Origin of the sequence: Frateuria defendens, assembly GCF_001182895.1 — a bacterium.
Classification (GTDB): domain Bacteria; phylum Pseudomonadota; class Gammaproteobacteria; order Xanthomonadales; family Rhodanobacteraceae; genus Frateuria_B; species Frateuria_B defendens.
The window spans coordinates 55,562-75,887 of sequence record NZ_LFQR01000004.1 but is presented as its reverse complement, the minus strand read 5'-3'; the positions used below and the strand labels follow the sequence as shown (position 1 = coordinate 75,887).

Below are 20,326 nucleotides of genomic sequence, written 5' to 3'. Positions count from 1 at the left end.
CGTCGTCCTTTCAGCGGCCGCGCGGCGGCCGGGTCGCCGGGGCGACCGGTCAGAAGCGGTATTCCACCGAGGCGGAGTACGCGGCCACGTTGGCGCTCGACTGCGAGCCACGGCCGACCTTGAGGTGGTAGTTGTCGTAGTTGAGGCCCAGGCTCACCGACGGGGTGAGGTTGTAGCCCACGCCCACGCCGCCGTACCAGCCGTTGTTCCAGCTCTTGCTGCTGTCGGTCACGCCGTCGACGGTGGCCTTCAGGTTGCTGCGCGAGCGCATGTAGCCGGCATGGCCGGTGACGAACCAGTTCTGGTAGAAGTCGTACTTGGCGTTGACGCCAACGGTGGCGGCGCGCGGCTTCACCGAGAAGCGGTCGTTGCCGATCACGTCCTTGGGACGGCCGAGGTAGGCGTAGCCGATCTCGGGGCCGACGATGCCGTTCCAGCGCCAGCCGAAGCGCACGTTCTGGAACACGCTGTGGTCGTGGCTGAGGCTGTCGCGGTACTGGGTCTGGCCCAGGTTGCCGGCGACGTAGAAGTTGTCCAGCTGGTTGCTGCTGTCGGCGCGGGCGGTCTGCGTCAGCAGCGGGGAGAGGGCGAGGCCGGCCAGCGCGGCCGAAAGAACGAACTTGTTCATGGGAATGCTCCTTGTTGTATGTCAGCCGTTTGGGGGAAACGGTGGCCGCTCGGGGAGCGCGGCGGGTGTCACCTTCGGTTCCCCGGCTTGCGCGAGTCTTTCGGCGCGGCGCGCGTGGGGGCTTGCGTTCAGGCTCGGGCATGACCTTTGGCAGGGTGGCGCGGCGGGCGGCGCGGCTAGCATCGTCCGTTCAGGTCTCATTCCATCCGGCCGCACGCGCGGCCGCCGCTCCGGAGCGCATCTTGAAAGCCACCCGTCTCGCTTCCGCCCTCGCCGCCGCCGTGCTGGGCTCGGCCAGTCTCGCCACCCTCGCCGCCGTGCCGTCGCCGCAGGACGTGTCGTTCAACGGCACGCTGAAGATCCACGTGGACGCCACCGACATCGCCCACCGCGTGTTCCGCGTCACCGAGACGGTGCCGGCGCAACCCGGGCCGCTGACCCTGCTCTACCCGGAATGGCTGCCCGGCCACCACTCGCCCAGCGGCCCGATCGACAAGCTCGCCGGCCTGGTGGTGAAGGCCAACGGCCAGGTGCTGCCGTGGACGCGCGACCCGCTCGACGTCTACGCCTTCCACGTCGAGGTGCCGCAGGGCGCGAGCCAGGTGGAGGTGTACTTCGAATTCCTCTCCGCGCAGGACAAGAGCCAGGGCCGCGTCACCATGACGCCGGAGATGCTCAACCTGCAGTGGAGCTCCACCACGCTGTACCCGGCCGGCTACTACGCCAGCCGCATCCCTGCCGAGGTCAGCGCCACCTATCCGGCCGGCTGGCAGTCGGCCACCGCGCTGGACGTGGCCTCCACCCGCGGCAACACCGTGACCTACAAGTCCATCGACTTCGACGACCTGGTGGACTCGCCCGTCTACGCCGGCAAGTACTTCAAGCGCGTGGACCTCGACCCGGGCGCCGCGGCGCCGGTGCACCTGAACATCGTGGCCGACGACCCGAAGTTCCTCGAGATCAAGCCCGAGCAGCTCAAGGCGCACCAGAACCTGGTGCAGCAGATGTACAAGATGTACGGCGCGCACCACTACAACCACTATGACTTCCTGCTCTCGCTGAGCGAGAAGATGAGCGGCCAGGGCCTGGAGCACCACCGCTCCAGCGAGAACGGCGTGGGCACCGGCTACTTCACCGACTGGGAGAAGACCGCGCTCGGCCGCGACCTGCTCGCGCACGAGTACAACCACTCCTGGGACGGCAAGTACCGCCGCGGCGCCGACCTCGCCACGCCGAGCTTCAACGTGCCCATGCAGGATTCGCTGCTGTGGGTGTACGAGGGCCAGACCCAGTTCTGGGGCTACGTGATGGCCGCCCGCTCGGGCCTGTGGAACGCCGACCAGACCCGCGACATGCTCGCCTTCGTCGCCGCCACCTACGACAAGGGCCGCCCGGGCCTGGCCAGCTGGCGCAACGTGCAGGACACCACCAACGACCCCATCATCGCCCAGCGCCGCCCGCTGCCCTACCGCAACTACCAGGCCAGCGAGGACTACTACTCGGCCGGCCAGATGATCTGGCTCGACGTGGACGGCAAGCTGCGCGAGCTGACCGGCAACAAGAAGACCATCGACGACTTCGGCAAGGCCTTCTTCGGCATGAACAACGGCGACTGGAAGGTCAACCCGTACACCTTCGACGAGGTGGTGAAGACGCTCGAGGGCATCGCCCACTACGACTGGGCGCCGTACCTGCGCCAGCGCCTGGACGGCCACGGCCCGCTGATCGGCGGCATTGCCTCGCACGGCTGGAAGCTGGTCTACAACGACCAGCCCTCGGCCGCGGTGAAGGCGGTGGAGGCGCGCCGCGGCTTCACCGACCTCAGCTTCTCGCTCGGCGTGTCGGTGGCGAAGGACGGCGACATCGCCGACGTGCTGTGGGATGGCCCCGCCTTCAAGGCCGGCCTCTCGCCGGGCATGAAGATCGTGGCGGTCAACGGCAAGGAGTTCTCCGGCGACACCATCAAGGACGCCATCACCGCCGCCGCCAAGGACAAGAACGCGCCGATCCAGCTGCTGGTGAAGAACTTCGACGAGTACCAGACGCTCGCCGTGCCCTACCACGAGGGCTTGAAGTACCCGCACCTGGAGCGCGACGCCGGCAAGCCCGACCGCCTGGCCGAGCTGATCAAGGCCCGCTGAGGCCGCTCGCGCAGCCCGCGGCCCGCGCCACGGTTTCGTGGCGCGGGCCGTTCCGTATCGGTCGGGAGCGCAGCCATAGAGACGTCGCGCGGCCGCCCCCGCCGCGTTCGCGCAGGCCGCCCGGGCGGCCGTTCCACAGCCTCCGTCCAAGTCCGCTATACTGCGCCTCCGCCGCTGCCGCCCAGGCCGCGGCCGGCCCTCCAACGCGCTCGTAGCTCAGCTGGATAGAGTGTTGCCCTCCGAAGGCAAAGGTCGTGGGTTCGAATCCCGCCGAGCGCGCCACATGCCGATCCAGGGGCGTCCAACGAAGTCCAAGGATCACGAGAAAGCCCCGCGCCATGCGGGGTTTCTTGTCTCTTGGGGGCCAAGGGTGTCCAGTCGCATCCAGTCCGAAAGTGAGTAAGGTGGTGAGTAAGGGGGCTGTCTCGGGTGCCCCGTACTCACTCGGGTGTTACTCACAATGCTCTCCGACGCCAAGCTGCGCGCGATGAAACCCCGCGAGAAGGTCTATCGCATGGCCGACACCAATGGCCTATGGATCGAGGTGCGTGAATCATGAAAGACAACCTTCTACACAACTCCTTTGGTGGCCTGACAGCCTTCTTCGCTGTAGCTCGTGAGAAGAGCTTTACTCGGGCGGCGGCTCGACTAGGTTTATCGCAGACGGCGGTGAGTCACTCCGTGCGCTCGCTCGAGAAGACCTTGGGTGTCCGGCTGTTGGCGCGCAACTCCCGCGCCGTCATCCCTACCGAAGCGGGCGAGCATCTGTTGCTTACCGTTGCCCCTCGGCTGGAAGAAATCGACGCCGGGCTACTTGAAGTGTCGGAGCTGCGAGACAAGCCGGCCGGATCGATCAGGATCACCGCACCGGAAGATGCGATCCGGCTTCTTCTTGCGCCCAAGCTGAAGAACTTCTTGAAGGAGTACCCGGATATCAAGTTGGAGCTCTTTCTGGACAACGGGTATGTGGATCTTGCAGCTGAGCAGTTCGATGCCGGAGTTCGTCTCGGCGAACTGGTGGCGCAAGACATGATCGCCGTGCGCATTGGGCCGCCGGTTCAATTCACGGTCGTCGCCACCAAGCGTTATTTTTCCAAGCGCGAGCATCCTCAAAAGCCCGCGGACTTGATGCACCACAATTGCATCAACGTGCGCACGATGACACATCGCGGGCTATGGGCCTGGGAGTTCGAGAAGGGTGGACAGCAGGTCAATGTCCACGTCGACGGCCAACTCATCTATAACAGCCTCTTCGATTGCCTTGCTGCCGCGGTGGCTGGACTAGGTGTCGCCTACGTACCAAGCGAACTTGCCGAGCCTTATGTCCGTGCAGGACATCTGGTGCCGGTGCTACAGGAGTGGTGCCCTTTTTGGTCGGGCTTTCATCTCTACTACCCCAGCCGTCGACAGCCATCGGGTGCAATGGCCATGCTCATCGCCGCGCTGCGTTACGATTCATGACGCCGTAGGGCACGTGAACGTGGTGGTTGCCGTGCAAGGGGCGGGATAGCTCGCCGGCCTGTGTTGACCTTGGTCGGCGGCGCAGTGCTCGATGTCCGCTTGAATATTTTCGCGCGGCGCGGTAGTCGACCATTTGCTAGGTCTGATTCGGCTGCCATATAGCCGAGTCGTCCAGGCCAATCACGCCGAGTGGTCGGGGGTTCGCTCGACGCCGCGGCCAGCCAGTCCCTGCTAGCAGCACATGGCGCCTGCTTTGAAGCATTGGCGGACGTGGTCCCCCGTTCACCCCATCGACGGATCCATCTATCGCTCGTATTCATGGATGCTTTCGATAAAACCGGAACGGCGTCCGCTGTTCGCTCGCTATCATCTTAAGGAGAACGCGGCCAATCCCGAAGCCGACGCAACGCAAGCGCACGCAGCGTGAATGCAGACCGGTTGTTCCATGCATGCCAGGGCACCGTCGCACGATCACGGATCGGACGGCGTCTTTCCAGAAACCAGGAAAAAAACGTGAATCCCACCTACGACTTCAAGGGTCAGGTGGCCCTGGTAACGGGGGCCACCATGGGTATGGGCCTGGCGACTGCCCGCGCCTTCGCCCGGCGCGGCGCCTCCGTGGTCCTGGCCGACCGCGACGGCGGGCGCATGCAGCAGATGCAGCGCCAGGGCGGTAGCGCCATCGTCAACAACGCCACGGTCGGCGCCTTGACCGGCAATCCCGGCATCGGCGCCTACATCGCTTCCAAGCACGGTGTCGTCGTCTCACCCGGACGGCCGGACTGGAGCATGCCAGACAGGGCATCCGTGTGAATGCGGTGAACCCCGGCACGATCGCCACGCAGATTGCACAGGACGTCGTCGGCGGCAGCGAGCAAGGCTTCGCTGAGCTGGAAAAGGGCGTACCCATCGGCCGCGCGGGCCGCCCCGAGGAAATCGCCGCGGCGGTGTGTGGCTGTGCAGCCCCGCCGCGAGCTATGCCCTCGGCGAGGCATTGACCGTGGACGGCGGTTTGACGGTGCAATGAGCGTGCAACGAAACCATGCATCACCCCATCCTCAAGATCGCCCAAGGCCGCAGCGATGCGGTCAAGCAGTCGCTGGCCGACAAACTGGCCACCGCCCTGACGGCCGTGCTGGGCGTCAATGCCAGCGCGGTGGAAGAGGTGCCGACGCAGGGACTGGATGCGGCAGGTCTATGGCCCCGACATCAAAGCGGCGGCCGATCGCTTGCTCAAGCGCGCCCGGGCTAGGTCCGCGCGCCATGCCACCGGCTTTATCCGCGACGTCGAGCCCGCCGGGGGACAATTCACAGGAGAATCGAGATGAAAATTGATGCCGGTCTTTCAGGCCAGTTCGCCATCGGCGGCGACCTGGCGGTCAATCGCCTTGGCTTCGGCGCGATGCGCGTCACCGGTCCCGACATCTGGGGCGAACCGGAGGATCGCGAGGAAGCGATCCGGGTGCTGAAGCGGCTGCCGGAGGTTGGCATCGATCTCATCGACACCGCCGACAGCTACGGCCCGCATGTGAGCGAGCAGCTCATCGCCGAGGCGCTATATCCCTACGATGGGATTAGGGTCGCGACCAAGGGCGGGCTTGTCCGCTTCCCGGGCAATCCGACTCCATGGCCGCAAGTTGGAAACCCGGAGTATCTACGCCAATGCGTCTATATGAGCCTGCGGCGCCTGAAGGTGGAACAGATCGATCTCTGGCAGCTCCACCGCATCGATCCGAAAGTGCCTCAGGCCGAGCAGTTCGACGCCATCCGCGGCTTCATCGACGAGGGTCTTATCCGCCATGCCGGGCTGAGCCAGGTTTCGGTCGAGGTCATCGAGGAAGCGCGCAAGCACTTCCCGGTCGCGACGGTGCAGAACCGCTACAACCTGGCCGACCGCGCGGATGAGGACGTTCTCGATTATTGCGAGGCCAACGGCATCGGCTTCATCCCGTGGTTCCCGCTGGCGGCCGGCGATCTCGCCAGACCGGGCGGCGCGGTGGACGCGCTCGCCAGGGCGAAGGGGGCGACGGCCGGTCAGATCGCCTTGGCCTGGCTGCTGAAGCGTAGCCCCGTGATCCTTCCTATCCCGGGCACCAGCAAGGTGGTGCACCTCGAGGAGAACGTGGCCGCCGCGGCAATCGAGCTGAGCGATGAGGAATTGGCCGAACTCAATGCCGCCGCGCCACGGGGCTGATGAGGGTGGAGGCTGTCGTCGGGCTACGCCTTAAGATGGGTGTCGGTGCAGCCACATCGCGATCGGCACGGCGCACAGTGCGAGAAGCGCCGCGATGAGAAAGACCGGGCCCAGTCCGACCGCGTTGGCAACCAGACCAAGAAGGGGCGCGAGTATGCCCAGTGCCAGGTCGATGAAGGCCGTATAGACGCCCATGGCGAGACCCCTGGCATTCGCCGGTGCACGCGCAACGGCTTCCATGCCCAGGCCCGGATACACGAGCGCATAGCCGAAGCCGGCCATGCCCGCGGAGACGAAGCCGAGCCACGCATGCGGCGAGAGCCAGATCAGGGCCAGGCCGGCACTATGGATGATGATGAAGATAATCGCGGTCCGTGCGCCGCCAAGCCGGTCTGGCAGCGGGCCGAAGAACACGCGCGCCACCATCAAGGCGGTGGCGAAGGCGGTGAAAGACAGCCACGCCGGTTGCCAGCCGCGCTGGACAAACAGCAGCACGGCAAATGCAGTCATGATTCCGTAGCCCACGCTTGAAAAGGCCATGGCGACGCCCGGCATCCAAACCGATTTCAATATCCGGGGGGCGGATTGCCGGATCTGGGGCCTGTGTCCGGTGGCCGGTGTGGCGACGATCAGCGGCAGGATGAGCCCTGCGCCGATGCAGGTTGCCAGCCCGATCGACGCAAAGCCGAAGTGAGCAAACAGGAAACTGCCAAGGGGTGCGCCAAGGGCCAGGGCCACGAACATTGCCGTGCCGATCCACGCGATCATCCTGCCGACGCTGCCCGGCCCAGCCAGCGCCAGGCTCCAACTCTGTGCCCCGATCATGGTGAAGCTCTCGGCCCCACCAAGCAGCACGCGTCCGGTCACCAGGATCATGATCGACAGGCTGGGACTGTTCGTGGGCATCAGCGAGACGAGGTACAGCAGTCCGGCGAGCACCGCCATCACGAGGCCAACCGTCACCGCAAATTTCGCCCCCCTGCGGTCCGAAATCGTGCCGGACCACAGGCGGCAGAGCAGTGAGGAGACGAACTGGACGCCGGAGACGAGCCCGACGGTGAACGCGCTGAAGCCAAGATCGCCATGGATATGCAGCGGCAAGGCCGGCAATGCCGCGCCCGTAACCAGAAATACGGTGAACACGCAGGCTAACTGGGACAGTGGTGGATGGTTCGCTTGCGCGGTCGAGCGTTGGGACAGCGTCATCGGTTCTGATTCCATTGCCAAGACGAGCCCGCCAGTAACCTGCTGGTCCGATACCGCTCGGGGCCAGCAGTGCCGCGCCGGCTCGGTGCTGCGGCGCTACCGGTGCTTCGCGCTCGAAGCACCGGTCACCCGCAATGCGTCGACCACCAGCGAGAACGCGGGTGAAGGCTGTCGGCGGCTTGGGTAATACAGGTAGTAGCCGGGAAAAGGAGGACACCAGTCCTCCAGCACACGCACCAGCCGGCCTTCCTGGATGTGCGGTGCGAATTCGTCTTCGGGCAGGAACGCGATGCCCAGCCCGGCAAGTGCCGAATCGACCATGCTGGGCGAGGTGTTGAAGATGAGTTGCCCTTCCACTCGCACGCTCAATTGCTTGCCACGACGCTCGAAGTCCCAGACGTAGACACCCCCGGCAGTCTGCATACGCTGATTGATGCAGTTGTGCTTGATCAGGTCGCGCGGGGCCTTGGGGACGGGATGGGTCTCGAAGTACGCCGGTGCGGCCGCCACCGCCATGCGAAGTTGTGGCCCGATGGGGGCTGCGATCATGTCCTTGTCGATGGTGTCGCCCAGGCGCACGCCCGCGTCGAAGCGATCGGCCACGATGTCGCGGAATCCGTAGTTGATGTCGAACTCGACCTTGATGTCGGGCTGCTCGTGCAGCAATGGCGTGAGCTTGGGCAGCAGGATCGTGCGCAGGACGTGCTCGCCGCAGGTGATCCGCACCGTGCCGGCCGGTTTGTCCCGCATCGCCGTCAATTCATCCAGCTCCGTCTCAATCTCATCGAATCGGTGGCCGATGGCATAGAGCAAGCGCTCGCCGGCGGCGGTGGGCGAGACGCTGCGCGTGGTGCGCGTCAGCAGCCGGATCTTAAGCCGCGTCTCCAGGCCGCTGATCGCCTGGCTGAGCGCGGACTGGGTTACGCCCAGCAGCGAGGCGGCGCGCGTGAAGCTGCCTGCCCGCGCCACCGTCACGAAGTACAGGAGATCGTTGAGGTTGCGTCTGATCATGATGAAGTTTCCCACGGGAAATTAATTAGTGCAGCTAACAGCCTCTTTAAGTATTAATTATCTAGTCGAGTTGACTTTCCTGCGCGAGCATTCAAAGCCATGAAAAGGCCAATGCCGACTGCCTCGCTATGGCTCAGGGGCAGCGCTCTGCCGCTGGTCGCGGGCGTATCGATGCCTGCGGCCTGCGCCTCCGGTGTTTCTCGGCCGCGGCATCGACCGTCCCCTGGGCGACATCGGCCGGAACAGGCGTCCTCGTCGGCAGCTTCAGAGCCGATCACCCACGCATAGGAGGTGGCATTGTGAAAACGAGAATTTGTCGGTCAGCTGCGCTGGCTGCCGTACTGGCCGCAGTTGCTGTCGCTTTTGTGAGCCATGGCGCGATGGCACAGGAAGGAAAGCCCGGCGCGGAAGAGGTTCAGACTGCTCCAGCAAAAGAGGGAGCGACCATGTCGACTAGATCAACCGAACTGACGCGGATCAAGCTGAGTTTCGACGGGGGTGAAGCAGTGGCGGTGCTCAACGACAACCCCACCAGCCGTGACCTTGTGTCCATGCTGCCGCTGACGCTGAAGTTCAGCGACTACAACAACGTCGAGAAAGTCGCCTATCCGCCGCGCAAGCTTTCGACTGCAAACGCGCCCTTTGGTTTGACGCCATCGGTGGGTGACTTTGCCCTGTATGCGCCGTGGGGGAACCTGGTGGCTTACTACCGCGGTTTTCGACACTCCAACGATCTGGTCCATCTCGGCCACTTCACCTCGGGTATCGAACAACTCGCAAAGATGGACGGCGAGTTCAGTGTCCGGATCGAGGCGGTGAAGTAGTCGGCAGCTCAATTTTTCATGTCCGTCGCGCTGAGCATGGCCGCGGTAGTGCCTTCTTCATGGGCAGTGGGTCGCGGCCATCGTGGCGTTGCTGAGGCTGGGGGGCCTGATGGCGATAGCTGGATAGCTGCCCTGGTGGGCTGGTTGAGCTGGATCGCACAAGCCATGCCCTGGAACGCGGAGGCCGGAGGCGGCCTGATGGAGTCAGCTGGCCATCGCCCTGGGCTCGGCCGTGGACGGCCCGCTGTTCGGCTCGGCGGATTATCGAACACTTTCGTGGCAAGCGCGGCCATGCCGCTGCGGCATTCCTGACCTTCCTGACCTCGCGTTCGCAATCATCGCAAGCGACCTGAACGGCGTGTCGAATCCGGAGAAGCCATGACCATGGGCCTGAGCATCCATCGCAGCGTTCGGCGCCAAGCCCGTGGTCTGTGTGCTTCGCGCGGGCTGAGTCTTCTTTGCGGCCTGCTCGTGCTCGCGGGGTGCGATGCTGCACAGTCCGGGGCGCCAGGTTCGCCAGCTGCCGCTGCGGTGGCCATTGGCAAACCAGAGGAATCTCGCATGTGGATGACCGTCGGCGAACGTCGTTTCGCCATCACCCTGGGCGATAACAAGCCGGCCCGCGCGTTTGCCGCGCTGCTGCCGTTGACCTTGGACATGACCGAACTCAACGGCAATGAAAAGTACGCTCAACTGCCCAAGGCGCTGCCGACGAATGCAAGCCGGCCAGGAACGCTCCACAACGGCGACCTCATGCTGTACGGCTCGGACACCCTGGTCGTGTTCTACCTGACCTTCAGCTCGTCGTATGCGTATACGCGCCTCGGTCGCGTGGACGACCCTACAGGCTTGGCCGAAAGCCTCGGCCGGCGCGGTGTGCGGATCGTGTTTTCCAAAGACTAGATTTTGAACGGACGAACGTGCGGCCATCCATCCATGAAGTGCGAGACGCGGGCCCATGAAGAAGATCCTTTTTCTACTGAGTTTCCTAGCCATTTCATCCTTGGCGATCGGCGCGGATATGTCCAATGGCGCGGGCGATCTTCCGGCGAGTGGGCAGGCACGCGATGTACAGCAGGCCAATCCCAAGATGAAGAACGTGATTTTGATCGGCGCCAATGGGCGCACCTCCCGCGAGATCATCCCTCGTCTGCTCGAGCAGGACGATGTGCGGCTGACCCTGTTCCTGCGCCGTGCCAGCCGTCTGCAGTTCCTCCAGAGCGATCGCGTCCGCCTCGTTGAGGGCGATGCCACCAACATGGCGGATCTCCGGGAAGCCATCCGGGGACAAGACATCGTGGTCAGCACCATGGGCGGCATGGATCTCGACGTCAAGACGGCGAATATCGTGAGCGCCATGAAAGACGAGGGTGCTCGCCGCATCATCGTCATCAGTGCCGGCGGCATCTATGACGAGCTGCCCGAGCCGTTCAATGCGTGGGACAAACGCATGGCCGGCCAGTACCGCCCCGTCAATCTGAGAACGGCGCAGGTGGTGGAGCAATCATCACTGACCTACACCATCCTGCGCCCGGTTTGGCTGACCGACAAGCCGACGGAAGTGTTCCAGCTGACGAAGAAGGGCGAGACCTACAAGGGCACGGAAACTTCACGCGCAAGCATTGGCCGCTTTGTGGCCGACGTCGTGAAGAACCCGGCGCTTCATGCCAACGAGAACCTGGGAATCAGCCAGCCTGGTACCGACGGCGATAGACCGGCGGCGTATCGCTGACACGCAGACATGAGGTCGGATTCGCCTGTCGCTGGCGGCTCGACCTGATAGGGAGATTGCCATGAGCGTTACCTACGACTTCAAAGGACAAGCTGCGCTGGCCAGCGGCGCCTCTTCGGGTATGGGACTCGTGGTGGCGCGGGCTTTCGCCAAGGTCCGTGCGGCGGTCGCGCTGGCGTGCCGCAGCGAGGCCGACTTGCACAGGGCGGTGGACGAGATCACGGCCGCTGGCGGCCGAACGATCAATGTGGTGTGCGATAGCGCCCTGGGCGCGACAAGGAATTGTCGACGCCATGCTCTGACTGCGCAGTTCGGGCTCGGCCTTCGCGACCGGCTAGGCATTGGCCGTGGATGGAGAGTTCGCCGTGTACTGATCATGAGGAGAGACGCATTGCCACGGCATCAGACTTTGGAAGTCGCCGCGGGACGCGGCGGCGCACCGATGGGGAGGATTAAGACCATCGTCGCGGTGGCATGCGTTGTCGCCGGAGCCTGTCTTGCCACGGAAGCCTCGGCCCAACAGCGCGCCGTGTCGGCAGGGCTGGCCTACGATGCGCAGACCCAGGGCCCGGTGCCCATTCCGCCTTCCGAGCGGGCGCTGCAGGCCGTGGTGGCATCGCCCTGGTTTAAGGCATCGGAGGAAGGCCACGTCTTGGAAGGGGCGATCTTCGACCACAACGGCGATCTACTCTTCTGCGACGTGACCGCCCACCGCGTGCTGCGCCTCACGCCGGACAAGCGGCTTTCCACGGTCGTAGCCCTTGAGGGTGCGCTGGCGCCGGGCGGCCTGGCCTTCGCCAGGGACGGCCGCCTGTTCATCGCGGCCCTGGACATCCCGAACGATCGCGGCGCGATCTTTGCGGCCAACCCGGACGGATCGGGCTTGCGGGCGATCATTCCGCCTGCGGCTGGGTTCATGCCCAACGACCTGGTGTTCGACGCCCGGGGCGGCTTCTACTTCACCGACTTCAAGGGCACCGCGACCGAGCCCAAGGGCGGCGTTTACTACGTCGCGCCGGATCTCTCGACGATCAAGCCGGTAATGCCCCACTTGGCGATGGCCAACGGTGTCGCGCTTAGCGCCGACGGCAAGACGCTGTGGGCCACGGAGTTCGGCCGCAACTTGCTGCACCGGGTCGAACTGGCCGGCGCGGCTACCATCGCGCCGATCGGCTCGGCCATCGCCTACCAGTTCGTCGGCCCGGCCCCGGACTCGATGCGCACCGATGCCGATGGCAACGTGTACGTGGCGATGTACGGGCAAGGCCGCGTGATGGTGCTCAACCGTAACGGCATTCCCATCGGCCAGGTGCTGCTGCCGGGCCGCGAGCGCGGGCACAACCTGCTGACGACCAGCATGGCCATCGACCCTGCCAGCAACGATGTCTACGTCGTGGACAGCGACGGGGACGGCGGGCAGGGCGCGACGGTGTTTCACGCCAAGGTGTTCAGCAAGGGCGTGCCCCGGTGATTCGCATCGACGACGCTCGGGCGCCGGATGCCCCGAAGGACCGGATGACCTGAGTGGAGCACACGCCTATGGATCGCCGCAGATTTCTCGCCGCGGGCATCGAGCTGGGCTCGGGACTGGTCGCGGGTACGCTGATCGCCGCCATGCCCGCCCTGGCGCAGACCCCGCCGAATGCCCGCAAGGAGGTTTCCATGTCCCATGCTCAACGGGGCGCGGGCCGAAAGGCCCGCGTGTTCATCACCGGCTCGGCCGACGGGCTGGGCCATGCCGCGGCCAAGGCGCTGCTCGCCCAGGGCCACGACGTCGTCGTGCATGTGCGCTCCCAGGCCCGGCTGCCGGCCGTGAAGGAACTCGTGGACCAGGGCGCCACCGCGACGATCGGCGATCTGTCGGATCTCGCGCAAATCCGCGATCTCGCCCGCCAGGTCAATGCCATCGGCACGATGGACGCCGTCATCCACAACGCGGGGGTCTATTCCGGTTCGTCTGTGCTGGTCGTCAACGTTGTCGCGCCGTACCTGCTCACGGCCCTGGTCCAGCGTCCCAAGCGCCTGATCTACCTGAGCAGCAGCATGCACAGGGGCGGACGTGCCAGCCTGGCCGGCATGGACTGGTCAGGCCGCACGGCCACGGGCAGCTACTCGGACAGCAAGCTGTTCGTCACCACGCTGGCCATGGCCGTGGCACGGCGGTGGCCGAACGTCTTCAGCAACGCCGTCGACCCGGGCTGGGTGCCGACCAGGATGGGCGGCCCGAACGCGCCGGACGACCTGCGGCTGGGGCATCTGACCCAGGAGTGGCTCGCCACCAGCAACGATCCCGAAGCACTGACCAGCGGCGGGTACTGGTACCACCAGCAGCGCCAGAAGCCACATCCCGCCGCCGCCGACACCCGGTTCCAGGATCAGTTGCTGGCCGAACTCGCGCGCGCCACCGGTACGACACTGGCGTGAAGGCACCGGCGGTACCCACTGCATGAAAAAGTTCTGGTCTCGTCTACTCAAGACCTGCGCCGGCATCGCCATCCTGGGTGTGGCCGGGGCCGCCACCTACCTGCAGCATCCGCTGTTCGGGGCGTTGCCCAAGGGCGAGCGCCTGGCCCGGATCGAGCGCTCGCCCCACTATGCCGACGGCGCGTTCCGCAACCAGATCGACACGCCCATGCTGACCACGGACCAGTCCGAGTGGTCGATGTGGAGGGAGACCATTTTCGGGGAGCGGGGACATCCCCGGCCGCCGGGTGCCATCCCTGCCGTCAAGACCGACCTCAAGGCGCTCGATCCCGCGCGTGATCTGGTCGTCTGGCTGGGCCACTCCTCCTACTTCGTGCAGCTGGGCGGCAAGCGCATCCTGATCGACCCGGTCTTCAGCACCAATGCCGCGCCCGTGCCTGGGGCGAACCGGGCTTTCGAGGGCACCAGCATCTATGCGGCCGCCGACATGCCCGAGATCGATGCGCTGCTGATCAGCCACGACCACTACGACCATCTGGACTATCCGACCATCCTGGCCCTCAAGCCCAAGGTCCGGCAGGTGATCGTGGGGTTGGGCGTGGGGGCGCATTTCGAGGCCTGGGGCTACGACATGCGCGTCGTGAGCGAGGCCGACTGGAACGAGGCCGTCGCGCTGTCGCCGCAACTGCAGATCCACGTCACGCCGGCCCGGCATTTCTCCGGGCGCGCTTTCACCCGCAACCAGTCGTTGTGGGTCGGCTTCGCGCTGGTCTCTCCCGAACGCCGCCTCTTCTTCAGCGGCGACTCGGGCTACGGGCCGCATTTCGCCGAGATCGGCCAACGGCTCGGCCCGTTCGACTGGGCGGCGCTCGACATGGGCCAGTACGACCCGCGCTGGGCGAACGTCCACATGACCCCCGAACAGGCCGCGCAGGCTGCCGAGGACCTCCGGACCCGCGTGCTCATGCCCGAGCATGTGGGCCGCTTCTCCCTGGCGCCGCACGATTGGGACGATCCGTTCAAGCGCATCGTTGCGGCGAGCCGGGTACGGCGCTATGCCCTGTGGACGCCGGAGATCGGCCAGCCGGTATACCTGGCCGGTCAGCCGCAGAAATTCTCATCGTGGTGGGAGACCGTCCATGCGGACGCTCCCCGGAAGGTTGCAAGTGACCATGACATCTAGCTCGACGACCTCCCTGCTGCAACGCCTGACGGGCGGCGAACTTCGCGCTGGCCCGGCCGGCCTGCGAGATCCTGTTCACTTCCAGCGTGCGGGAGGATCGCTACAAGGCCAAGAACTTCATCGACACGGTGATCTACCGCGGCGGGGACCAGGTCGCGAGCTGGGCTATGCAGGCCTGATGGGGCTGGGGCTCGGCTTGACGCAGATGGCCGTGATCGCCGTGCCGATCTCGCTCGCCTGGCTCGCCTTGAGCATCTGGTTGGGCCGCTCCCACCAGAGGCAGGAAGCGCCAGCAGCGCCGCCGGAACAGCCTCTGGCCGTGGACAACCCCTGATATTTCCATTGAGAGGACACCGACATGACTTTCTCTCGTCGCGCCATCCTGAAATCGCTCGGCGTCTTGGCCACCGTGCCTTGGATGCTTCCCCGCCTCGCTCGCGCGGCGCCATCCACACGGATCGGCGTGATCGGCGCCGGCTGGCTGGGCGGCACAGTGGGCCGGCTCTGGGTCAAGGCCGGACACGAGGTGATGTTCTCGTCCCGCCATCCCGAGGAGCTGGAGTCCATGGCGCGCGAGCTCGGCCCGCGCGCCTCGGTGGGCCAGCCGGCGCAGGCGGCCGCGTTCGGAACGGTTCTGCTGCTCGCGGTGCCGTTCGAGGCATTGCCCCAGATCGGTCATGACCTGCAGCGCTCATATAACGGGAAGGTGGTGCTGGACGCCACCAACCCGCCGCTGTCCGGCGGCTCGAGCCCCCTCGTTCTTCAAGCCCGGGCCAACGGCGTGGCGCAAACGGTGGCGAAGTACATGCCGGGCGCACGCCTGGTGCGCGCCTTCAGCTGCGTCGACGCCAACGTCGTGGAATCGTCCGGAACCCGGGCGGGAGGCAGGATCGGCATGCCGATCGCCAGCGACGATGCGCAGGCGCTACAGGTCGCGGCAGGCTTGGTGCGCGATGCGGGATGTGATCCGGTCGTCGTCGGCAACCTGGCTTCGGCCGTCGCCTTCCAGCAAGGCGGCCCCGGTTGGCGCGTCCACCTGACCGCGCCGGAGCTGCGCCGCCGCCTCGGGCTGCCCCCTGCGAGCTGAGCGCGCGGACGGAGCGCAGCGCGAGGTTCCGGCAAGCCTCCTTGGTTGCGGAGGGGAGTGGATTTCGCCGCCGGCCGGCGCTGCTCCATGGCCGAGGCGAACGCCGCCGTCAGCAGGGCATCGAACGGCTCGGCGTGGATCGTTACCGACGCTGCGAGGCGAGCCTCCGGCATGCAAGGCCGGCTGCGCTATCCGCCGATGTAGTACATCTCGATCTTGCGACCGCCGGCATCGTGGTGCTGCGCACGCTCCTCGCTGTAGCGATCGCCGCGGCGCAGCCAGACGTCGCGCAGCGCGCCGCGCAAGGCGTCGTCGTCGGTGCCCCCGCGCAGTAGCGCGCGCAGGTCGGTGCCGGCGGCGGCGAACAGGCAGGTATACAGCCGCCCTTCCGAGGACAGCCGTGCGCGCGTGCAGCCGCCGCAGAACGGCGCGCTGACCGAGGAGATGACGCCGATTTCGCCGCCGCCGTCGACGAAGCGGTAGCGCGTGGCGACCTCGCCCGGGTACCGCGGCGGCAGCGCCAGCAGCGGCCAGCGCGTGCCGATGCGCTCGACGAGCTCGCTGGAAGGCACCACCGATGCGGCGGTCCAGCCGTTGCGATTGCCCACGTCCATGAACTCGATGAAGCGCACCACCACGCCGCTGCCGCGGAAGTGTTCGACCAGCGGCAGCACCGCGTCGTCGTTGACGTTGCGCTGGATCACCGCGTTGATCTTTAACCCGCCGGGGAAATCGGCGCCGCGTGCGGCATCGATGCCGCGCAACACATCTTGCAGGTCGCCGCGGCCGCCGCTGATGCGGCGGAATGCGTCCGCGTCCAGGGTGTCGAGGCTGATCGTGACCCGGTCCAGCCCGGCCCGTTTCAGTTCGTCGGCGTGGCGCGGCAGCAGCACGCCATTGGTGGTCATGGCGATGTCGTCGATGCCGTCGATGGCGCGCAGCCGGCGTACCAGGTCGGGCAGCTTCGGCCGCAGCAGCGGTTCGCCGCCGGTCAGGCGCAGCTTGGTCACGCCCAATGCCGCCGCCTGCCGGCAGATACGTTCGATCTCGTCGAAGCTCAGCCGCGCGTCGTTGTCGAGGAAGACGTAGTCCTCGCCGTAGGTCGACGCCGGCATGCAGTAGGTGCAGCGGAAGTTGCAGCGGTCCATCACCGAGATGCGCAGGTCGTGCAGGGCACGACCGTGACGGTCGCGCAGCGTCTGCGGCGCAGTGCGGGCGGTGACGGGCGGTAGGGCGACCAGGCTCATGTCATTGCGGCTAGGAACGGTCGCCGGCCCGCGCATGACGCACGGCCCGGCCAAGGAGGGGCTGCACCGATGATACGCGCAGCCATGCGTGCGATAGTTGCATGCCGCCATGAAACCGGGTCATAAATTGGGCCGGCGGCAGGCGGATCGCTGCGATTTATCAATCTCATTGCTAGCCCCATGCAAGATTGCGCGCCTTAGGAGGCGTTGTTGCCGTGTTAGCGTCTAAACGGGGCTATGCGGCCTACATAAGGTACCCGCATCAGCCATTGAGCCAGGGTTCCGACCCAAGCAGCTATTTGGAGAACCATGGAACTTCAGATCAACGGCAAGACCTACGAGGTCCAGGCGGATGCCGATACGCCCTTGCTGTGGGTGATCCGCGACGAGCTCGGGTTGACGGGCACGAAATACGGCTGTGGCCTGGCGCAATGCGGGGCGTGTTCCGTGCTCATCGACGGCGCGGTGGTGCGTTCCTGCGTGATGCCTGTCGATGGAGCGGCAGGACGGAAGATCACCACGATCGAGGCCATCGAGGCCGACGACATCGGCAAGCGCGTCGTAGCCGCCTGGGTCAGGCATCAGGTTCCCCAGTGCGGCTATTGCCAGTCCGGGCAGGTCATGGCGGCAACCGCGCTGCTCAAGCAGAAGCCGCATCCGACGGACCAGGACATCGCGGCGGCGATGGTCAACCTGTGCCGCTGCGGGACGTACAACGCGATCAAGGCGGCCGTCCATGACCTGGCGGGCGGCGGAGCTGACCAAGCCGCGGCGGCGGGCGCTGCCGGGAATGCTCCGCAGCATCCGGCAGGCAAGGCCGCCGCGGCCGGGGCGCTTGCCCTGGCCGTCCTCGGCACGCCCGGCCATGCCCCGGCCCGGCAGGGAGGGGAAGGCTGATGACGAACCTGGCTGACGGGCCCGCCGTGGCGGGCGAAGCGCTCCCGACGGGGGAGCCCACCAACATTTCCCGTCGCCGCTTCCTGCTCGCTTCGGCCGGCGTCGCGGCGGGGGCCCTGGTCCTCGGCTTTGGCCTGCCGGTGGGCCGGGCGCGCGCCCAGGGCGCCGCGAAAGCGGCGGCGCCGGGTACGCGGGTTCCGGCCTTCCTGGAGATCCGGCCGGACAACACGATTCGGCTGCAAAGCCCCTTCATGGAAGGTGGGCAGGGCATCTTTACCGCCATGGCGCAGATCGTCGGCGAGGAGCTCGATGCCGATCCGGCGACCTTCGTCGTGGAGAACGCGCCGCCCGGGCACGACTACATCGTCATGTCCAACGGCATGCGGATCACCGGCGGCAGCATGTCCGTGCGCATGAGTTATCCGACGATGCGCCGCCTCGGCGCCTTGGCGCGCCGCATGCTGTTGCAGGCGGCGGCCGAGCGCCTGGCGGTGCCGGTCGGCCAATTGACCACCGAGCCCGGAAAGGTCGTCCATGCGGCCTCGGGGCGGTCGATCAGCTACGGCGAGCTTGCGCCGCACGCGCTTGACATGCCGGTACCGGACCCCGACAGCGTGAAGCTGAGGGACCCGAGCCAATTCCGCTGGATCGGCAAACCCGTCGAGCGCCTGGACGTGCACGCGAAATCGACGGGCAAGGCGGTCTACGCCATTGATGTTCGCGTCGAGGGCATGCTGCAAGCGGCCGTACAGCACGCGCCCCGGCTGGGCCTGACCGTGGGCGCCATCCGCAACGAGGGCCAGGTCAAGGCGATGAAAGGCGTCCACTCCGTCCATCGCCTGCCTGGCGCGGTCGCGGTCGTCGCCGAGCGATGGTGGGACGCAAGGCGCGCCGTGGAGGCCATCCAGGTCGACTGGCGGGAGCCGGGGCAGGATTCCACCCTCCGCTACATGCCGGCTGATTTCTCGACGGATGCGTTCCGCGAACGGCTCGCCAACGAGCCGGGCTCGGGCGACGATGCGGAGACCGCGGGCGATGTCGCCAGTGCGCTGAAGGGCGCGCACACGGTCGTCGGCGCGACCTATCACAGCCAGTACCTCAACCACGCGCAGCTGGAGCCGCCCTCGGCGCTGGCGCGGTTCAATGCGGACGGCACGCTCGAACTGTGGATGCCCAACCAGGCTCCGGAGATGTTCCTTGCCGACGTGGCCAAGCGAACCGGCCTCGACCCGGCCAGGATCACCCTCCATTCGCCGTTGCTGGGCGGGTTCTTCGGGCGCCACTTCATCTACGACACCGCCATGGTCTATCCCCAGGCGGTCCAGCTGGCGAAGGAAGTCGGCCGTCCCGTCAAAGTGATCTGGAGCCGCGAGGAGGAATTCCTGCGGGACGTCCTGCGCCCCATGGCCGTCGTGCGCTTCCGGGGCGGACTCGATGCGCAGGGCATGCCTGTCGCCCTCGAGGCGGTGAGCGCCACCGAGGGGCCCACCGAAGGCATCAGCAACAAACGGGGCGAGAAACTCGACGACTCGGCCCTCGAGGGCTTGACCGGCAAGGCCTATGCGATTCCGAACCGGCGCATTGCCCAGCTCTACGTGAAGACGCCGGCGATGCTCGGCTACTGGCGTTCGGTCGGCAATTCCATGAACGACTTCCTCTACGAGACGTTCCTGGACGAGCTGGCCGACAAGGGCGGGCAGGACCCCTACGAACTGCGGCTGCGGCTGCTGCAGGGCAATGAGCGGTTGACCCATCTGCTACGGGCCGTCGCCGAACTGTCCGGCGGATGGAAGCGCGGCCCCTTCACCGCCGAGGACGGTACGCGGCGCGCTCGCGGTATCGCGATGGCCTCGCCGTTCGGTACGCAGGCGGCGGTGATCGCGGAAGTCTCGATCGAGAACGGCCAGGTCAGGGTGCACGATGTCTGGGAAGCCATCGACCCGGGCAGCATCGTGAATCCGGCCATCATCGAGGCCCAGGTGAACGGGGCCGTCGCGCTGGGGCTTTCGCAGGTCCTGCTCGAGGAAACCGTTTACAAGAAAGGCATGCCGGCGGCCCGCAACTACGACATGTACCCGATCCTGACGCCCGATCGCATGGCGCGCGTGCATGTCCGGATCATCGAGAGCGGCGCCAAGATGGGCGGCATCGGCGAGCCACCGCTGCCGGCTGTTCCGCCCGCGGTGGCCAATGCCGTTTCCAGGCTGACCGGCCAGCGCATCCGTGGCATGCCGCTGTCGCGGTACGACTTCAAGGCCTAGCCCAACCGCCTTCCAGGAATAGCGACAACC

20 protein-coding genes and 1 tRNA gene are annotated in these 20,326 nt (G+C 66.2%); 17 read left to right on the top strand and 4 right to left on the bottom strand.

What is annotated here, in order from left to right:
- Positions 1-49: 49 nt before the first annotated feature.
- Positions 50-628, bottom strand: a complete 579-nt coding sequence (locus tag ACH65_RS00715) for an outer membrane beta-barrel protein (protein ID WP_049620642.1) — start codon at positions 626-628, stop codon at positions 50-52.
- 242 nt (positions 629-870) lie between these two features.
- On the opposite strand from ACH65_RS00715, the gene ACH65_RS00710 reads away from it, so the two are divergent.
- The 7 genes from ACH65_RS00710 to ACH65_RS00690 all read left to right on the top strand — a co-directional run bounded on the left by ACH65_RS00710 (position 871) and on the right by ACH65_RS00690 (position 6,424).
- Positions 871-2,769 carry a M61 family metallopeptidase gene (locus ACH65_RS00710; RefSeq protein ID WP_049620641.1) on the top strand — a complete coding sequence of 633 codons (1,899 nt, stop codon included), beginning with the start codon at positions 871-873 and terminating at the stop codon, positions 2,767-2,769.
- A gap of 205 nt (positions 2,770-2,974) precedes the next feature.
- Positions 2,975-3,051, top strand: a tRNA-Arg gene (locus ACH65_RS00705).
- A 273-nt stretch (positions 3,052-3,324) separates the two neighbouring features.
- Complete coding sequence (locus ACH65_RS00700) at positions 3,325-4,230, top strand: LysR substrate-binding domain-containing protein (RefSeq protein ID WP_049620640.1); 906 nt, start codon at positions 3,325-3,327, stop codon at positions 4,228-4,230.
- Positions 4,231-4,743: 513 nt separating this feature from the next.
- Complete coding sequence (locus ACH65_RS20675; protein WP_049620639.1) at positions 4,744-5,043, top strand: SDR family NAD(P)-dependent oxidoreductase; 300 nt, start codon at positions 4,744-4,746, stop codon at positions 5,041-5,043.
- Positions 5,040-5,228: an SDR family oxidoreductase gene (locus ACH65_RS20670; RefSeq protein WP_237561400.1), complete on the top strand. Its 189-nt coding sequence runs from the start codon at positions 5,040-5,042 to the stop codon at positions 5,226-5,228. Before ACH65_RS20675 ends, ACH65_RS20670 begins: the two co-directional genes overlap by 4 nt.
- Before the next feature lie 44 nt (positions 5,229-5,272).
- Positions 5,273-5,482, top strand: a complete 210-nt coding sequence (locus ACH65_RS19505; protein WP_202594118.1) for a tautomerase family protein — start codon at positions 5,273-5,275, stop codon at positions 5,480-5,482.
- A 72-nt stretch (positions 5,483-5,554) separates the two neighbouring features.
- Positions 5,555-6,424, top strand: coding sequence for an aldo/keto reductase (locus tag ACH65_RS00690; RefSeq protein ID WP_049620638.1), 870 nt, complete (start codon positions 5,555-5,557; stop codon positions 6,422-6,424).
- Between the two features lie 30 nt (positions 6,425-6,454).
- Here the strand turns inward: ACH65_RS00690 and ACH65_RS00685 are convergent, their stop codons facing one another.
- Together ACH65_RS00685 and ACH65_RS00680 are read right to left on the bottom strand one after the other, a co-directional pair.
- Positions 6,455-7,630, bottom strand: a complete 1,176-nt coding sequence (locus ACH65_RS00685) for an arabinose transporter (protein ID WP_049620637.1) — start codon at positions 7,628-7,630, stop codon at positions 6,455-6,457.
- Between the two features lie 96 nt (positions 7,631-7,726).
- The gene (locus tag ACH65_RS00680; protein ID WP_049620636.1) at positions 7,727-8,641 is read right to left on the bottom strand and encodes a LysR family transcriptional regulator; all 915 of its coding nucleotides are present in this window, start codon (positions 8,639-8,641) and stop codon (positions 7,727-7,729) included.
- Positions 8,642-8,940: 299 nt separating this feature from the next.
- Here ACH65_RS00680 and ACH65_RS00675 point away from each other — a divergent pair, with 299 nt between their 5' ends.
- The 8 genes from ACH65_RS00675 to ACH65_RS00645 all read left to right on the top strand — a co-directional run bounded on the left by ACH65_RS00675 (position 8,941) and on the right by ACH65_RS00645 (position 15,891).
- Positions 8,941-9,465 carry a cyclophilin-like fold protein gene (locus ACH65_RS00675; protein WP_202594117.1) on the top strand — a complete coding sequence of 175 codons (525 nt, stop codon included), beginning with the start codon at positions 8,941-8,943 and terminating at the stop codon, positions 9,463-9,465.
- Between the two features lie 378 nt (positions 9,466-9,843).
- A complete protein-coding gene (locus tag ACH65_RS00670; RefSeq protein ID WP_237561399.1) occupies positions 9,844-10,368 on the top strand; it encodes a cyclophilin-like fold protein in 525 nt (174 codons plus the stop codon).
- Positions 10,369-10,423: 55 nt separating this feature from the next.
- A complete protein-coding gene (locus ACH65_RS00665) occupies positions 10,424-11,197 on the top strand; it encodes an SDR family oxidoreductase (RefSeq protein ID WP_237561398.1) in 774 nt (257 codons plus the stop codon).
- Positions 11,198-11,258: 61 nt separating this feature from the next.
- Complete coding sequence (locus ACH65_RS00660) at positions 11,259-12,668, top strand: SMP-30/gluconolactonase/LRE family protein (RefSeq protein WP_237561397.1); 1,410 nt, start codon at positions 11,259-11,261, stop codon at positions 12,666-12,668.
- A gap of 68 nt (positions 12,669-12,736) precedes the next feature.
- A complete protein-coding gene (locus tag ACH65_RS00655; protein WP_082190063.1) occupies positions 12,737-13,621 on the top strand; it encodes an SDR family NAD(P)-dependent oxidoreductase in 885 nt (294 codons plus the stop codon).
- A gap of 22 nt (positions 13,622-13,643) precedes the next feature.
- Positions 13,644-14,804, top strand: a complete 1,161-nt coding sequence (locus ACH65_RS00650) for an MBL fold metallo-hydrolase (RefSeq protein WP_049620632.1) — start codon at positions 13,644-13,646, stop codon at positions 14,802-14,804.
- Positions 14,805-14,982: 178 nt separating this feature from the next.
- Entirely contained in the window at positions 14,983-15,138 is a 156-nt protein-coding gene (locus ACH65_RS20510) for a hypothetical protein (RefSeq protein ID WP_202594116.1), read from the top strand.
- 24 nt (positions 15,139-15,162) lie between these two features.
- Positions 15,163-15,891 carry an NADPH-dependent F420 reductase gene (locus ACH65_RS00645; RefSeq protein WP_049620631.1) on the top strand — a complete coding sequence of 243 codons (729 nt, stop codon included), beginning with the start codon at positions 15,163-15,165 and terminating at the stop codon, positions 15,889-15,891.
- 188 nt (positions 15,892-16,079) lie between these two features.
- Here ACH65_RS00645 and moaA read toward each other — a convergent pair whose 3' ends face one another.
- A complete protein-coding gene (gene moaA, locus ACH65_RS00640) occupies positions 16,080-17,138 on the bottom strand; it encodes a GTP 3',8-cyclase MoaA (protein ID WP_049620630.1) in 1,059 nt (352 codons plus the stop codon).
- A 309-nt stretch (positions 17,139-17,447) separates the two neighbouring features.
- Between moaA and ACH65_RS00635 the strand changes: the two genes are divergently transcribed.
- Together ACH65_RS00635 and ACH65_RS00630 are read left to right on the top strand one after the other, a co-directional pair.
- On the top strand, positions 17,448-18,035 hold the full coding sequence (locus ACH65_RS00635) for a (2Fe-2S)-binding protein (RefSeq protein WP_049620629.1): 588 nt from the start codon (positions 17,448-17,450) through the stop codon (positions 18,033-18,035).
- Positions 18,035-20,296 carry a xanthine dehydrogenase family protein molybdopterin-binding subunit gene (locus tag ACH65_RS00630; RefSeq protein WP_049620628.1) on the top strand — a complete coding sequence of 754 codons (2,262 nt, stop codon included), beginning with the start codon at positions 18,035-18,037 and terminating at the stop codon, positions 20,294-20,296. The genes ACH65_RS00635 and ACH65_RS00630 overlap by 1 nt, the downstream gene beginning before the upstream one ends.
- Positions 20,297-20,326 lie beyond the last annotated feature (30 nt).

Bases quoted from the DNA above. Each gene is read 5' to 3' on its own strand.
- ACH65_RS00715 (WP_049620642.1), bottom strand. From the start codon at position 628: ATGAACAAGTTCGTTCTTTCGGCCGCGCTGGCCGGCCTCGCCCTCTCC.
- ACH65_RS00700 (WP_049620640.1), top strand. From the start codon at position 3,325: ATGAAAGACAACCTTCTACACAACTCCTTTGGTGGCCTGACAGCCTTC.
- ACH65_RS19505 (WP_202594118.1), top strand. From the start codon at position 5,273: ATGCATCACCCCATCCTCAAGATCGCCCAAGGCCGCAGCGATGCGGTC.
- ACH65_RS00690 (WP_049620638.1), top strand. From the start codon at position 5,555: ATGAAAATTGATGCCGGTCTTTCAGGCCAGTTCGCCATCGGCGGCGAC.
- ACH65_RS00685 (WP_049620637.1), bottom strand. From the start codon at position 7,630: ATGACGCTGTCCCAACGCTCGACCGCGCAAGCGAACCATCCACCACTG.
- ACH65_RS00680 (WP_049620636.1), bottom strand. From the start codon at position 8,641: ATGATCAGACGCAACCTCAACGATCTCCTGTACTTCGTGACGGTGGCG.
- ACH65_RS00670 (WP_237561399.1), top strand. From the start codon at position 9,844: ATGACCATGGGCCTGAGCATCCATCGCAGCGTTCGGCGCCAAGCCCGT.
- ACH65_RS00665 (WP_237561398.1), top strand. From the start codon at position 10,424: ATGAAGAAGATCCTTTTTCTACTGAGTTTCCTAGCCATTTCATCCTTG.
- ACH65_RS00660 (WP_237561397.1), top strand. From the start codon at position 11,259: ATGAGCGTTACCTACGACTTCAAAGGACAAGCTGCGCTGGCCAGCGGC.
- ACH65_RS00655 (WP_082190063.1), top strand. From the start codon at position 12,737: ATGGATCGCCGCAGATTTCTCGCCGCGGGCATCGAGCTGGGCTCGGGA.
- ACH65_RS00650 (WP_049620632.1), top strand. From the start codon at position 13,644: ATGAAAAAGTTCTGGTCTCGTCTACTCAAGACCTGCGCCGGCATCGCC.
- ACH65_RS20510 (WP_202594116.1), top strand. From the start codon at position 14,983: ATGGGGCTGGGGCTCGGCTTGACGCAGATGGCCGTGATCGCCGTGCCG.
- ACH65_RS00645 (WP_049620631.1), top strand. From the start codon at position 15,163: ATGACTTTCTCTCGTCGCGCCATCCTGAAATCGCTCGGCGTCTTGGCC.
- moaA (WP_049620630.1), bottom strand. From the start codon at position 17,138: ATGAGCCTGGTCGCCCTACCGCCCGTCACCGCCCGCACTGCGCCGCAG.
- ACH65_RS00635 (WP_049620629.1), top strand. From the start codon at position 17,448: ATGGAACTTCAGATCAACGGCAAGACCTACGAGGTCCAGGCGGATGCC.
- ACH65_RS00630 (WP_049620628.1), top strand. From the start codon at position 18,035: ATGACGAACCTGGCTGACGGGCCCGCCGTGGCGGGCGAAGCGCTCCCG.